A 15,051-nucleotide genomic window follows, 5' to 3' on the forward strand; every position below is an offset into this window, starting at 1 on the left:
CCGGTCGTGCCGGTCAGGCCGGGCGTCGCGCGATGACGTGATGGCTCCGGCGCGAGGTTCTCGTCACAGCCGCCACAGGTCGATCCCTTCGGGCTTGCCGCGCCGGTCGAGCCTCGCCTTCACGTCGAACACGATCCCGCGTCCGTTCTTCAGGCAGGAGCCCGCCAGCGCCCAGGGGTCGGCGAGGAATTGCGCATGGGCGACGGCGAACACCACGGCGTCCGCGTCGCGCAGCACGTCGGCCGGGGCGAGCGTCAGGCCGTACTCGTGGCGAACCTCGTCCGGATCGGCGTGCGGATCGTGCACCAGCACCTCGAGCCCGGCGGCCTCGAGGCCCGCGATCACATCCACGACCTTCGAGTTGCGGATGTCGGGGACATCCTCCTTGAAGGTCAGCCCGAGGACGACCACGCGGCCGTTGGCGATTCCGCTCCGCATCAGCCTGCGCACGCACTCCTGCGCGATGCGGGTGCCGACCCGGTCGTTGACGCGGCGGCCGGCCAGAATGACCTCGGGATGGTAGCCGGCGATCTCGGCGCGATGCGTCAGGTAGTATGGATCGACGCCGATGCAGTGGCCGCCGACGAGACCGGGCGTGAAGCGCAGGAAGTTCCATTTGGTCCCGGCGGCCGCCAGCACGTCGGAGGTGTCGATGTCGAGGAGATGGAAGATCTCCGAAAGCTCGTTCATCAGCGCGATGTTGAGGTCGCGCTGGGTGTTCTCGATCACCTTGGCGGCCTCGGCGACCTTGATCGAGGAGGCCTGGAAGACACCCGCCGTCACGACCGAGCCGTAGACCGCGGCGACGGTCGCCAGGGTCTCGGCGTCCTGGCCGGAGACGACCTTTCTGATCGTCTCGAAGCGGTGCTCCTTGTCGCCGGGATTGATCCGCTCCGGGCTGTAGCCGACCGTGAAATCCCGCCCGCAGGCGAGGCCGGAGGCAGCCTCCAGGATCGGCACGCAGAACTCCTCCGTGGCGCCCGGAAAAACCGTCGACTCGTAGACGACGATCGCGCCGCGGGGCATCGCTCGCCCGACCGTCTCGGACGCCTTGCGCAACGCCGTCAGGTCGGGGCGCTTCGCCGCGTCGATCGGGGTCGGCACCGTGACGATGAAAAAATCCGCTTCGCGAAGCTGCGCCGGGTCGGCCGTGAAGCGGATGCGGGCCGCGGCGAGGTCCGCGTCCGCCACCTCGCAGGTCCGGTCGTGGCCGTTCGACAGCTCGGCGATCCGCACCGGGTTGATGTCGAACCCGATCGTCGGCGTGCCGGCCCGGCCGAACGACACGGCGACCGGCAGCCCGACATAGCCGAGCCCGATCACGGCGATCGTGCGGCCGTGCGCGCGCGTCGCGCTGGAATCGCCGGTCGGGGCCGAGGAGGGCATCGTAGAAACCTGGATTTCGGACAGAAAACGTCGTTCGATTATACAATCCGAGACGCCGCGTCAAACCTGCAAGACCCCGCAAGTACTTGTTTATCCGCCCGGCTCGGCAGTCTCGACACGTCCGGAAGCCCATGATATGAGCCCGGGCCTGCCGGACCCGCGCACGAGACGGCCGTGCGACCGGAGTCCTCGAGTCGGGGCCGCGCCGCGCGGGTCGCGCGGTTCGTGAGCGTCCGGCCGACGCGGGCGGAATCGACCGGCACAGCGAGGCAGGATGGACGTCAAGATCATCGACGCGCGCGATCGGTCGCCTTTTCCGCCACTCGACGAGCTCTGGAGACATCGCGAGCTGATCTGGTTGTTCGCGAAGCGGTACCTCGCGAGCCGCTATCGCCAGATGGCGCTCGGCACCGCCTGGGCCGTGCTGGAGCCGCTCGCCCAGCTCGCCCTCATGACGGTCGTGTTCGGCTTCCTGCTGCGCGTGGACACCAACGAGTACCCTTATGCCATCTATGTCTTCACGGCGTTGATCCCCTGGCAGCACTTCACCCGCACGACGCTCGCCGTCGCCGGCTCGCTGCAGGAGAACATCACCCTCATCTCCAAGGTCTACTTCCCGCGCATCGTGCTGCCGATCGCCGCCGTGCTGCGCGAATTGTTCGACACCGCGCTGCAGTTCGGCATCCTGCTCCTCTTGGCGATGGCGTTCGGCTACTACGCCTCGTGGAAGGTGCTGGTGCTCGGGCCGCTCGTCCTCCTCGGCATCTCGCTCGCCGGCGCCGGGCTCGGCCTGTGGGTCGCCGCCGTCATCGTGAAGTTCCGCGACATCCGCCCGGTGCTCGGCATCGTGCTGCAGGCCGGCATGTATCTCTCACCGGTCCTCTATGCGGCCAGCGTGGTGCCGGAGCGGTTCCGGTTCTTCTACCAGCTCAACCCGATGTACTGGCCGCTCGAGACGTTCCGCTGGCTCCTCCTCGATCAGCCGATGACCCTGTCGATGGCGCTGCCGATCGCGCTCGCCCTGGTCGCCGTCGTGTTCGTCTCCGGGCTGGTGGTCTTCTCTCTCAACGAACGGAAGACGGTCGATGTCCTCTGACGATGTCGCCATTCGCTGCGAAGGGCTCGGCAAGCGCTATCTCGTGCCCAAGCGGCACGCCGGCGCCGGCGCGCTCCGCGGGCTGCGCGACCATTGGAAGGAGTTCGTGGGCTTCGCCGGGCGTAACGAGGAAGAGGATTACTTCTGGGCGCTGCGCGACGTCGGCTTCGAGATCAAGCAGGGCGAGGTGCTGGGCCTCGTCGGCCGCAACGGCTCCGGCAAGAGCACGCTCCTGAAGATCCTCTCCGGCGTCACCTCGCCGACCACCGGGCGGGCGATGCTGCGCGGCCGGGTCGGCTCGCTGCTCGAGGTCGGCACAGGCTTCCACCCCGACATGACGGGCCGCGAGAACATCTTCATGGCGGGCGCGCTGCTCGGGCTGCGGCAGGCCGAGATCAAGGCCAAGCTCGACGAGATCATCGACTTCGCCGGCATCGACCGCTTCATCGACGTGCCGGTGAAGCGCTACTCGAGCGGCATGTACGTCCGCCTCGCCTTCTCGGTCGCCTCGCTGCTGCGATCCGACATCCTGATCCTCGACGAGGCGTTGTCGGTCGGAGATGCCGTATTTCAACAGAAGTGTTTCAAGCGATTGGGAGAACTTCGCGGATCGGAGTGCACGGTTGTTATCGTTTCCCACGACCTGAACACGATCTCCACGTTGTGCAATCGGATGCTCATCATGGATCGAGGGCACATAAAAGGGGATGGAGATCCGTCCTCCATGACATTGGAGTACCAGAAGATACTTTTCGGTGGACGAGCCAGAGTTCTGTCGGAACCGGTCGATGGGTCTGTATCTCAGGGGTGCGCAGCCGGGGGCGTTCTCTACGAATCCGATCTGGCCACGGTGATCGATTTTGGCATTTACGACTCTTTTGGCAACAAGATTGATCAACTGCAGAGTGGCGACGAGTACTGCTTAGCGTTCCGCATGCGAGCGGACAGGCCGTTGGACGGCTACACGCTCGGGTTTGCTATCCGCGATCGGCGATCCACGGTTCTGTTCGGGATCACGACCACCAGCCAAGGTATGCCTGCGCCTTCGCTCCGAGCTGGCGAGATAATCACCTGTCGCGCCCCGGTCAGAATGTGGCTCAGCGCGGGTATTTATTTCGTGACGTTTGGCGCCGCCGACGAGCGGACCGGTCAGAAGATTGCGTTTCTCGACAACGGGATTCAATTCGAAGTTCGGGGGCCAGGAAAGATCTTCACTGAGAGCATCGTCAACCTGGAAGCCGAGCTTCAAATGAGCCGCGAAGAGCGGTCTCTCGAAGGTTCTTCGGGCATTGATGGTCTGTTGCGGCGTTCGTGAGAAAGGAACTTTGAGATGATTGACGATCGCTCCCCCGGTGGGGTGCCGCCAACGCCGGACAACGAACAGTCGGCTCGCCGACGCGTCGCGCCCGACGACACCATCTATACGGTTCCACAATCCATCCTGGTTTCCGACTTGGCTCGTGCGGTCGATCCTCTCGCGCTTCTCACAAGCGCGAATCGCGAACTCACGGACAAAGAGATCTTGGCGGCAAAGATCCTGGCTCAATCGGGGAGCCCCTTGGCCATAGGAGAGCAAATTGCGGGGTTGTTTTTGAGAGATCCAAGAGGCTCGGAATCTGTCTCAAAAGCACAGGTCGTAACCATCGAGGCGTTGGCAGAGATTCTGGCGGCGGTTGCGCCGACCTGGACGGAGTTCGAGCGATATCAAGTTGCCGAGCGGCTATCTTTTGCTGTTTATCCGAAGTTCAAGTTCAGCGAGTTTGGGCGAGTTTGGCTCAACGACGAGTCGTTCAAGGAATATTATAAGCGTTACATGGATTATGGGAATTGGCACTCGTATGACAGGAAGTACCTGGTCGATCAAATGCTGAAGCTCGTCGAGCATCTCGATGGCGACTTCGTGGAGGCGGGTTGTTATCGTGGCGCCACGGCTGAACTGTTGTGTGTCGCGGCTCAGCCGAAAGGCAGGAGGGTGCACTTGTTCGATTCTTTTGAGGGACTCTCCGTGCCAGGGGAGTTCGATGGCAGCTATTGGGCGCCCGGTGTTTTTTCAGTCTCTGTCGATGAGATCTCCAAAAATCTGAGTCGATTCGACTGCTGTAATATCTATAAAGGTTGGATACCAGATAGGTTCAAGGATGCCCCGGATAACCCTATAGCGTTTGTCCATATAGACGTTGATTTGTATCAACCTACTTGGGATACGCTGGAGTATTTTTTCGAACGCGTCGTCAGCGGGGGCATCATCATATGTGACGACTACGGAACGGATTCCTGCCCCGGCGCGAAGCGTGCCGTGGACGACTTCTTTGCTCCGAGGAAAGAGAATGTCGCTAGTTTGCCGACGGGGCAGGGGCTTGTAATCAAGATTTGAGGCGCTGTGGGGTGGCACTGGGGCGAAACAGTCGCGGTCATGGAATTCAATACATCCTTCCACAATGGCTTGACTGCTGCGCTCGCGGATGTGGGTCACGGCGTCGTCCTACTTTTGGCAGAAGAGATCACCGCCGCCGCATTGCTCAAAATCGACGGTGTGGCCTCGGTGATCATGCCGCGGCGGGCGGAGGCGCTGGCGGAGAAGTTCCCCGGTCGGGTCGGATGGATCGACTGGCATTACATGGAGATCAACCTTCCGGACCGGATGTCCCCCGCGGTGGCGGCCCTGTTCGGCGCACCGAATCTCGGACTGACCGTCCTCCGGCGCATGCAGGCTCGTGGTGTCCGCGATCTCGGCTATTACTGTCACGTGAGGCAGCGCTTCGTCCTGCGCTCGATCCGTGCGGCCATGGCGTCTCGCGTCGCGAACGCCCTTGCGGCCCGGGCGCTCGACCTGCCCCCGTTTCGCCGACTGGCCGGGGCCATGCTCGGCAAGCGCTTGCGTCTCGCCGGCCTGACGAACTACCGTGACGAGCCGTTCTGGAGCGCGTTGTTCCAGTACGTGCAGGCGGAGTGCGAGCGTCGCCCGCCCGACCGGATCGTGTTCGACCCCGGCCACGTGATGCTGGTCACGGGAAGCCTCGGCGCCGGCGGGTCCGAACGCCAGGTGGCCTACACCTCGGTCGGCCTCGCCGGGAGCGTTCCGAAGCTGTCGCTGGCCGTCCAGAGCACCGCGGCGGGCGGCGACTTCTTTCTCGATCGCGTCGAGCAGGCCGGCGTCCGCGTGCTCGAAGCGCCGGAACGCGAGGTTCTCTTCTTGCCGTCCGCCTGGGCGCCGATGCTGATCGAGCTCGGCCGGGTTCTCGGCCACGACAATCTCTTGTTCACCGACGTGTGCCGATATCTCGGCCTCTTCGCCGACGAGAGGCCCGGGCTCGTGCATGCCTGGCTCGACTGGTCGAACATCGCGGCGGGCGTCGCCGCCGTCATCGCCGGCGTGCCGAGGATCGTGCTGTCGGGCCGCTCGCTCGCGCCCACGCGGTTCGCGTTCCATCAGCCGTTCATGCGGCCCGGCTATCGCTTCCTGCTGGAGTCCCCGGGCGTCACCATGTTGAACAACAGCCGTGCCGGCGCGGCCGATTACGCCGAGTGGCTCGGCATCGCCGTCGACCGGATCACGGTGATCCGGAACGCCATCGAGGACGGCGAGCACCGCACGCCCACGCCGGACGAGATCGTCGCGTATCGCGCTCGCCTCGGCATTCCCGACGGAGCCCGCGTGGTCGGCTCGGTGTTCCGCATCTCCGAGGAGAAGCGTCCGGATCTGTGGATCAGGATCGCGGCGGCCGTGGCCGCCGCGCGGCCGGACGTCTATTTCCTGCTCGTCGGCGACGGGCCGGATCGCGAGGCGACCCGGGCGGCCGGGCTAGCCGCCGGGCTGGGCGACCGGCTCGTGATGCCGGGCCGTTCCGCCGAGCCGGCGCTGCCGATGGCGCTGATGGAATGCCTGCTGCTGACCTCGCGGGTGGAGGGTCTTCCGAACGTGCTGATCGAGGCTCAGCTCGGGGGCGTTCCGGTCGTCACCAGCGCGGTCGGCGGCGCCCCTGAGGCGCTGGTGTCGGCGGAGCTCTCCGGCTTCGCCATCGAAGGCGACGACCCCCAGGATTACGCGCGCGCCATCCTGCGGTTGATCGACGACGACGGCACGCTGCGGGCGCGGCGGCGGGCGGAGCTGCCGATCTTGACACGGCACGCGTTCGACCGCGAGCGCATGCTGTCGGAGACGCGCGCGGTCTACGGCCGATAAGTCTCGTTCCGCGGGTGCTCGGAGCGCCGGTCCGTATGGCCGGGTCCACGGCGTAGGTCACGTCGCAATCGGAGTCACGATCGAGGTGTCGAAGGTGAAGGCGCTCCTCGTCACGCTCGCCAACGTGGCGGTTCAACGACTGATCGCGCTGCGCCCGATGCTGCGGCGGATCGTGCCGCGCCGCCTGCACCACCGCGTCGGAACGACGTTCCGGGCGGCGTTGCGAGCCGTCGAGGCGTCCAGGGCGAACGCCGTCCCGGCCTTGCCGCGGCCGCCGGTCGGCGCGCCGCGGTCCCTGCCGCCGATCCCCGGGCTGGTCCTCCATGTCACCGAGTCGCTCGGCTGCGGCGGCGCCGAGCGCCAGCTCGCCTATCTGCTGAAGGGTCAGGCGGCCCGGTGCGATCCCGCCCCGCAGCTGGTCGGCTTCCGGCTGGGCGAGAGCCCGGAATTCGATCACTTCGCCCCGGCGCTCGCCGGCACCGGTGCCGTGATCGATACCGTGACCAGGACCGCGACGGCGGAGCGTAGGCTCGCCGAAATCCTCGGCCCGGATTTCGTTCCGACACTCGGGCGCGACCTCGCCTGGGCGCCCGACGACGTCGCGGACGACATCGTCAGGCTCGCCGCCGAGATCGTCGTGCGGCGCGCCGACGTCGTGCACGGCTGGCAGGATTCGGTCGGCATCGCCGCGGCCATCGCCGGGCTCGCGGTGGGGGTGCGCCGCGTCGTCATCTCGACCCGCAACGTCAGCCCGCCGAACTTCTCCTACGACCGGCCCTACATGCGGGTCGCCTATCAGGCCCTCGCGGCCGAGCCGAACGTCGTGCTGATCAACAACAGCCGGGCCGGCGCCGACGACTACGCTGCGTGGCTCGGCGTTCCGCCGTCCCGGTTCGTGGTCGTGCGGAACGGCATCGCGCCGGCCGAGATCGTGGCGCTCGGTGCCGCCGACGGAGCCGCGTTCCGGGCCCGGCTCGGCGTTCCGCCCGACGCGCCGCTGGTCGGCGGCGTTTTTCGCCTCCACGCGGAAAAGCGTCCACTCCTGTGGCTCGAGGTGGCGGCGCGGGTGCGCGAGCGGCTGCCCGCCGCGCATTTCGTCATCGTCGGGGACGGCCCGATGCGTCCGCTCCTGCTCCAGGAGGCGGGGCGGCGGGGCATGGCCGACGTGCTTCACCTGCCGGGCGCGGTGCGCCACGTCGGCGACGCCTTGGCGGCGATGACCGCGTTTCTCCTCGTCTCCGCACACGAAGGCACGCCCAATGTCGTCATCGAGGCGTCGCTCGCCGGCGTGCCCGTCGTCGCGACCGATGCGGGCGGGACCGCCGAGACGATCGCCGACGGCGTGACCGGCATCGTCGTGCGGGGCGCCGCGGGCGCCGACGAGGGCCCTGCCGGCCCCCCGAATGTGGCCGAGACGATCGCGGATAAGGTTCTGGAGGTCTTGCGGAATCCGGCATGGACAAAGCGCTGTCGCGAGGCCGGCCCGCGGTTCGTCCTGGATCGCTTCGGGCTCGAACGGATGATCGTGGAAACGACGGCGCTCTATGGTTGAGGCCGGGCGCCGGGATCGTGCCACGCGGGGGTCGGGCTTGCCGTCGATGGCGATGTCGGGTAGCGACGACCCGCCGCGGCGTCGAGCGCGAGCGGTGTCGGCTGCAGCACGCGGTCTACCGCCCCCTCCGGCCATCATGGGATTTCGGGAGCCTGGAACGATGCCTGGAGGGCCGAGCGATTCCGTCGCGCGTCACTCTCCTCCCGTCCATCTCGTCTCGGGTTGGAGTGGCCGCATCCACAGGCTCGCGCGCGAAACCGCCCGGCGCGTCCTGCCGCTGCGCGTGAAGCTCTGGCTGGCGAGCGGGCTCGACGTCGTCCGAGCGCGGCGCCAACGCATCGACTTCGCCGCACGCGACACGACGCCGGCGCACGCGGCTCCGCTTCTTTCCCGCGCGCGCTTCGCCGGGGGTCCGATTCTCCTGTGCAACGACGCCCTCTCCTGGGGCGGTGTGGAACGGCAGATCGTCACCACGCTCACCGGCCTCGCCGGCGTCGTGGACCGTCCGCTCGGCCTCCTGTGCCGGCGGCTCGGGACCGACACCGAGTCCGACTTTCATCTCGCCCGGCTCGCCGCCGTCGACCGGGCCGCGCTGCCCGTCCTGCGCAACGTGATCGGGATCGAGGAGGCCCTCGGCCTCCTCGCCGAGGAGATCGGGCCGCACGCGCTGCCGGAGCTGCTGCGTCATGTCGGTTGGATGCCCGCCGACGTGCAGGGCGAGGTGGTGCGTTTCGCCGCCGACTTTGCGCGCCTGAAGCCGTCGGTCGTCCACGCCTGGCAGGATTCGGTCTCGATCGCGGCCGGCTATGCGGCCCGGATCGTCGGCGTGCCGCACATCATCCTGGCGAGCCGCAACATGGCGGCGGAGCATTTCGGCTATTGCCGATCGCACATGCAGCTCGCTTATCGGGATCTCGCCGCCTGCGACGACGTCGTCATGCTCAACAACAGCGAGGCGGGCGCCCGCGACTATGCCCGCTGGATCGGGATCGCCCCCGAACGCTTCGTCGTGCTGCGCAACGGCGTCGACACGGGCGTGTTTCGGCGTCCGCCGGCCGACGCGGTGGCGCGGCTGCGGCGATCGATCGGCATCCCCGACGGCGCGCCGGTCGTCGGCTCGATCTTCCGCTTCTATCCGGAGAAGCAGCCGCTCCTGTGGATCAGGACCGCGCTCGAGATCCATCGCCGGGTCGGAGACTGTCACTTCGTGTTGTTCGGCGCCGGGCCGCTTCAGCACGCGCTCGAACAGTTCGCAAGGCAGAACGGCCTTCGCGAGGTCTTTCACCTGCCCGGTCCGATCGACGGCGCGGCGCTCGGCCTCGGCCTCTTCGACGTCATGCTGCTCACGTCGCGATTCGAGGGCACGCCGAACATCGTCCTCGAGGCGAGCATGCTCGGCGTGCCCGTGGTGGCGACCGCGGCCGGCGGCACCGCCGAGACGATCGACGACGGCGAGACCGGGTTCGTCGTCGCCGGATACGATCCGCTCGATCTGGCGAAGCGTGTCACGACCCTGCTAGAAGACCGTGCTCTCTCGGACAGGATGCGATCCGCCGGGCCTAGCTTCGTCGGCGAGCGCTTCGGGCTGGATCGCATGCTGCGTGAAACCTGCGAGCTTTACGGCGTGGACGGCGGCCGGCTCACCGGCCGCCGCGGCGCGGCGAGCGAATCGGAGACGAAATGAAAGTTCTGGTGACCGGGGCCGCGGGGTTCATCGGATTCCACACGTCGAAGGCTCTGCTCGGGCGAGGCGACACGGTCGTCGGGCTCGACAACCTCAACGATTATTACGATCCCACGCTCAAAGAGGCGCGCCTCGCACAGCTCGTTCCTTTGCCCGGGTTCGAGTTCGCGCGGCTCGATCTCGGCGACCGGGCGGGGCTCGAGGCGCTGTTCCGGGCGCATCGCTTCGACCGCGTCGTCAATCTCGCCGCGCAGGCGGGCGTCCGCTATTCGCTGATCAATCCGCACGCCTACATCGACGTCAACATCGTCGGCTTCATGAACGTGCTGGAGTGCTGCCGCCACAACGGCATCGCCCACTGCGTGTTCGCCTCGTCGAGCTCCGTCTACGGCTCCAACACGGCGATGCCGTTCGAGGTGAGCCAGAACGTCGACCATCCGCTCAGCCTCTACGCCGCCACCAAGAAGGCCAACGAGCTGATGGCACATACCTATGCGCATCTGTATCGTCTGCCGATGACGGGGCTGCGCTTCTTCACCGTGTACGGTCCGTGGGGCCGGCCGGACATGTCGATGTTCATCTTCACGTCGAAGATCCTGAAGGGCGAGCCGATCGACGTCTTCAACAACGGCAAGCACGCGCGCGACTTCACCTATATCGACGACATCGTCGAGGGCGTCGTGCGCACGCTCGACAAGGTGGCCGAGCCCGATCCGGCCTGGGACTCGGCGTCTCCCGATCCGGCCACCTCGACGGCCCCTTATCGAATCTACAACATCGGGAACAACAACCCGGTCGAGCTGATGTACTTCATCGCTCAGATCGAGCGCGCCACGGGTCGCAAGGCGATCCTGAACATGTTGCCGATGCAGCCGGGCGACGTCGAGCGGACCTATGCGGGCGTCGACGCGCTGGTCGAGGCGGTCGGCTTCAAGCCGGCGACGCCGATCGAGGAGGGCATCGACCGCTTCGTCCGGTGGTACCGCGACTTCTACAAGGTGAACTGAAGTCTTGCGCGCGGCCCTGCGGCGGTGCGGCTCGACCGAACAGATCGGCCGTGATAGAGCCCCTCCGTTTTCCGCCGACGCCGGCGGTGGTCCGAACCAGCGAGAGCGGGCGTTGAGTCGACGGCCGGGAACCATCGTCTTCGTGATCACCGACCTGCGGGTCGGCGGCGCCGAGGCGATGCTCGAGCGGCTGGTCACGGCGGAGCCGCGGCTCGCCGAGACGCCGATCGTGGTCAGCCTGCTGCCGGGCGGCCGTCACGTCGAGACGCTGCGCGCGGCCGGCATCCGGGTCGTCGAGCTTCGGTTCGACACGGTCCTCGGCATGCCGGCCGGACTGATCCGTCTCGCACGCCTGATCGCGCGCGAGCGGCCCGATGTGGTCCAGGGCTGGATGTATCACGGCGATCTCGCCGCCCTTCTGGCGTTGCGGCTCTCGGGTCGCCGCCGCCGGACCCGGCTGCTTTGGGGCATCCGCTGCGCCGACCTCGATCTCGCCCGCTACGGCCGCCAGCTCGGCCTGGTGGTGCGGGCCTGTGCGCGGTTGTCCGGGCAACCCGACGTCGTGACGGCCAACTCGGGCGCCGGCCTCGAGGCGCATCTGCGGCTCGGCTACCGGCCGCGCCGTGCCGAGGTGGTGGCGAACGGCATCGATACCGATCGTTTTCGTCCCGATCCGGCCGGCCGTCTCGCGGTGAGGGACGAGCTCGGGCTGCCGGCCGAGGGCGTCGTCCTGGCCCATGTCGCGCGAGTCGATCCGGCCAAGGATCACGACGGCTTCCTGGCCGCCATGGACATGCTTCCGGAGGTCCGCGCGATGATGATCGGGGCGGGGACCGAGCGGCTGCCGCCGCGCCCCAACGTGCTGGGGCTCGGCCAGCGCGACGACGTCGCGCGCCTCCTCGCGGCGGCCGACATCGTCGTGTCGAGCTCGACCACCGAGGGCTTCTCGAACGCGATCGCCGAGGGCATGGCCTGCGGCCTTCCGGCCGTCGCGACCGACGTCGGGGACACGCGCCTCATCGTCGACGACACCGGTCTCCTGGTGCGGCCCGGCGATCCGGGAGCGTTCGCCGAGGCGGTCCGCCGGCTGGTCGCCGAAGGCTCTGCGGGACGGGCGGATCGCGGGGCGCGGGCGCGGGCCCGCGTGGTGGACTGCTTCTCCATCGCCCGGGCGCAGGCCCGCTTCGCCGCGCTCTACGCCGCCGAGCCGGCCCCGCCGACGTCCCCGGCCGATCGGCCCCATCCGGTGAGCGATCGCGCTCCCCGCACCGAGGCGGGCCGAGAAGCCCCGTCAGGGTAGCGCGCGGCTGCCACCCTCGCCGAGCCGCGATGCTCACGAGCCGGCCCGAGAGCCCGGGTTCCGACCTTCGTCGTATGTGCTAATGCTCCCGGTCGATGCGTCATCGGCCGAGTGACCGCGGGCCGTGTTCCCCGAAACACGCCCTGCCGAGGCCACGTCCGCCCCGGTTGGCGCATTCTGCCGGGCATAGTATGGATGGCCCGCCAAGCATTGCTCTCCGCGTCGGCGCCGTCGATCCCGGGGATCACCACCAGACGAGCGATGGCAGACCGGGCGGTGGCGGCATATCGATGCGAAGGACGCGCGGAGGGGAGTGCATGACCGATCAAGCGATCTACGCCGGGCCGATGGACGTGCCCGACGTGGGCACGCCCGCCCGCGGCCGGCTGCCGGTGCTCGGGCTTCTCGTTCGGATCGCGATCGGCGTCCTGATCTTCTGGATCATCGCTCGGAGCATCGACATCAGCGGTGCCGCGCGCGTGCTCTCCGGCCTCGACGTCGGGCTCTTCGCGGTGGCCACCGGCCTCATCGTGTTTCAGCACATCTTCGCCGCCGCGCGCTGGATGAGCGTGTGCCGCACGCAGGGGGAGCCCATCCCGTTCCGCGTCGCGCTCGCCGGCTATGTCGAGGCGAACTTCTTCAATCAGGCGCTGCCGTCGACCATCGGCGGCGATGCGTATCGGGTGCTGCGGGCGCGACAGGCCGGGCAGAATTTCGGAGTCTCGGTCGTCGCCGTTTTCGTCGATCGCGCGCTCGGCCTGCTCACGCTGACGTTGATGGCGGTGGTCGGCGCGTACTACCTCTCACAGATCCCCTCCGCCGCCCTGACCGCCAACGTGCTCGCCGCGGTGATCGCCGTGGTGGTCGGCGGAGCGATCGTCGGCGCGCTTCTGTCGACCGTCTTGCCGGCCCTGCGGCGGATCACGATCACGCGGCCGCTCTATTGGCTGTCCGACGGCGTCGCGCGCGTGTTCAAGAGCCCGGTCGCGACCGTCGAGACTCTCGGGCACTCGCTGATCGGACATTCCATCACGGCGGTCGCCTTTCTGGTTCTCGCCCGCAGCCTCGGTCTCTCTTTCGATCTGGTCCTGGCGTTCGTCGCGCTGCCCGCGATCCTGCTCGCCGCGGCGGTCCCGATCTCGTTCAGCGGCTGGGGTGTGCGCGAGAGCGCGAGCGTCGTGATCCTGGGGCATCTCGGCATGCCGGCCGAGTCCGCGCTCGCCCTGTCGGTGCTGCTCGGCCTGTCGCTGGTCGCCGTCGGCCTGGTGGGCGGCCTGGTCTGGCTCGCCGAGAGCGTCATGCGGCAGGACGAGACGGCGACCGACGAGGCCCGTCCGGCCTCCGCCGCCCTTGCCGCCGCCGGCGGTCCCGGGCCGCTCGACGAGGAGCCGGAGCCTGACGTCTCCGCGTCTCTGACCCCGCGCAAGCGCGAGATTCTCGCGCATGCCGAGCTCGTCGCCGACAGCCGCGACGCGTGGATCACGAAGAACCGGAGCTACTTCGCCGACGACCGCGGGACCATGCGGTTTCTCGTCAACGAAGGCGCGCGCGTGCTCGATCTCGGCTGCGGCACCGGCGACCTGCTGGCGCGGCTGAACCCGTCCTACGGTCTCGGTCTCGACTTCTCGCCCCGGATGATCCGGATCGCCCGCCGGAACCACCGCGGGCTCGAGTTCCGGGTCGGCGACGTCGAGGATCCGGCGACGATGGCCGGCATCGACGGGACGTTCGACTACATCGTGATGTCCGACACGATCGGCTTGCTCGACGACCTCGAGACGGCGCTCAACCAGCTCCACAGGTTCTGCGGCCCCGAGACCCGGCTGGTCATCTCCTACTACTCCCACTTCTGGGAGCCGCTCATCTACGTCGCCGAGAAGCTCGGCTTCCGCCGCGGCCAGCCCCAGGCGAACTTCATCACCGATACGGACTTCGCCAACCTGCTCCACCTCGCCGACTTCGAGCCGGTGCGCAGCGAGATGCGCCAGCTCGTCCCGATGCGCCTGCTCGGTCTCGGCACGCTGATCAATCGCTACATCGGCACCCTGCCGCTGATCCGCAACCTGTGCCTGCGCCGCTACATCGTCGCGCGCAGCCTGCGCGCCCAGACGCCGCGGGACATGTCGGTCAGCGTGCTCGTGCCGTGTCGCAACGAGCGCGGCAACATCGAGCCGATCGTGCAGCGCATGCCGCGGTTCGGCTCGCGCCAGGAGATCGTCTTCATCGAGGGTAACTCGCGCGACGGCACCTACGAGGAGTGCCTGCGCATCAAGGAGAAGTACGCCGGCGAGTGGGACATCCAGGTGCTCAAGCAGAGCGGCAAGGGCAAGGGCGATGCGATGCGGAAGGGCTACGACGCCGCCAAGCACGACATCCTGATGATCCTCGACGCGGACATGACCGTGCCGCCCGAGGCGCTGCCGCGCTTCTATCGCGCCATCGCGTCCGGCAAGGGCGAGTTCATCAACGGCAGCCGTCTCGTCTATCCGATGGAGAAGGAGGCGATGCGGCCCCTGAACCTGATCGCCAACCGCATCTTCGCCTGGCTGTTCACCTATCTGCTGAACCAGCGCTTCACCGACACGCTGTGCGGGACCAAGGTCGTCACCCGGGCGGGCTACGACCGCATCGCGGCCAACCGCAACTATTTCGGCGAGTTCGATCCGTTCGGCGACTTCGACCTGATCTTCGGGGCGTCGAAGCAGAGCCTGCGCATCGTCGAGGTGCCGGTCCACTACAAGGCGCGTGTCTACGGCGAGACGCAGATCTCGCGCTTCCGCGACGGGTTCCTCCTGCTCCGCATGGTGGTCTTCGCGTGGCGAAAGCTGAAGGCGATCTGACCC

The 15,051-nt window shown here is 67.6% G+C and carries 10 protein-coding genes; 9 read left to right on the forward strand and 1 reads right to left on the reverse strand.

Annotated elements, in window-relative coordinates:
• Positions 1 to 63: 63 nt before the first annotated feature.
• Positions 64 to 1,386, reverse strand: coding sequence for a nucleotide sugar dehydrogenase (locus ACFSOX_RS09405; RefSeq protein WP_378477545.1), 1,323 nt, complete (start codon positions 1,384 to 1,386; stop codon positions 64 to 66).
• Positions 1,387 to 1,660: 274 nt separating this feature from the next.
• Between ACFSOX_RS09405 and ACFSOX_RS09410 the strand changes: the two genes are divergently transcribed.
• The 9 genes from ACFSOX_RS09410 to ACFSOX_RS09450 all read left to right on the forward strand — a co-directional run bounded on the left by ACFSOX_RS09410 (position 1,661) and on the right by ACFSOX_RS09450 (position 15,048).
• A complete protein-coding gene (locus tag ACFSOX_RS09410) occupies positions 1,661 to 2,482 on the forward strand; it encodes an ABC transporter permease (protein WP_378477546.1) in 822 nt (273 codons plus the stop codon).
• Entirely contained in the window at positions 2,472 to 3,797 is a 1,326-nt protein-coding gene (locus ACFSOX_RS09415) for an ABC transporter ATP-binding protein (protein WP_378477547.1), read from the forward strand. The genes ACFSOX_RS09410 and ACFSOX_RS09415 overlap by 11 nt, the downstream gene beginning before the upstream one ends.
• Before the next feature lie 15 nt (positions 3,798 to 3,812).
• Positions 3,813 to 4,856, forward strand: a complete 1,044-nt coding sequence (locus ACFSOX_RS09420) for a TylF/MycF/NovP-related O-methyltransferase (RefSeq protein ID WP_378477548.1) — start codon at positions 3,813 to 3,815, stop codon at positions 4,854 to 4,856.
• 141 nt (positions 4,857 to 4,997) lie between these two features.
• Positions 4,998 to 6,665: a glycosyltransferase gene (locus ACFSOX_RS09425; RefSeq protein ID WP_378477549.1), complete on the forward strand. Its 1,668-nt coding sequence runs from the start codon at positions 4,998 to 5,000 to the stop codon at positions 6,663 to 6,665.
• Positions 6,666 to 6,750: 85 nt separating this feature from the next.
• On the forward strand, positions 6,751 to 8,217 hold the full coding sequence (locus ACFSOX_RS09430) for a glycosyltransferase (protein WP_378477550.1): 1,467 nt from the start codon (positions 6,751 to 6,753) through the stop codon (positions 8,215 to 8,217).
• A gap of 160 nt (positions 8,218 to 8,377) precedes the next feature.
• Positions 8,378 to 9,901: a glycosyltransferase gene (locus ACFSOX_RS09435; RefSeq protein ID WP_378477551.1), complete on the forward strand. Its 1,524-nt coding sequence runs from the start codon at positions 8,378 to 8,380 to the stop codon at positions 9,899 to 9,901.
• Entirely contained in the window at positions 9,898 to 10,908 is a 1,011-nt protein-coding gene (locus ACFSOX_RS09440) for an NAD-dependent epimerase (RefSeq protein ID WP_378477552.1), read from the forward strand. Before ACFSOX_RS09435 ends, ACFSOX_RS09440 begins: the two co-directional genes overlap by 4 nt.
• Positions 10,909 to 11,020: 112 nt before the next feature.
• Positions 11,021 to 12,208 (forward strand): glycosyltransferase, encoded by a 1,188-nt coding sequence (locus ACFSOX_RS09445; RefSeq protein WP_378477553.1) that lies wholly within the window; start codon positions 11,021 to 11,023, stop codon positions 12,206 to 12,208.
• 317 nt (positions 12,209 to 12,525) lie between these two features.
• The gene (locus ACFSOX_RS09450) at positions 12,526 to 15,048 is read left to right on the forward strand and encodes a lysylphosphatidylglycerol synthase domain-containing protein (RefSeq protein WP_378477554.1); all 2,523 of its coding nucleotides are present in this window, start codon (positions 12,526 to 12,528) and stop codon (positions 15,046 to 15,048) included.
• Positions 15,049 to 15,051 lie beyond the last annotated feature (3 nt).

It is taken from the genome of Rhodoplanes azumiensis (assembly GCF_042682915.1).
Taxonomy (GTDB): Bacteria; Pseudomonadota; Alphaproteobacteria; order Rhizobiales; family Xanthobacteraceae; genus Rhodoplanes; species Rhodoplanes azumiensis.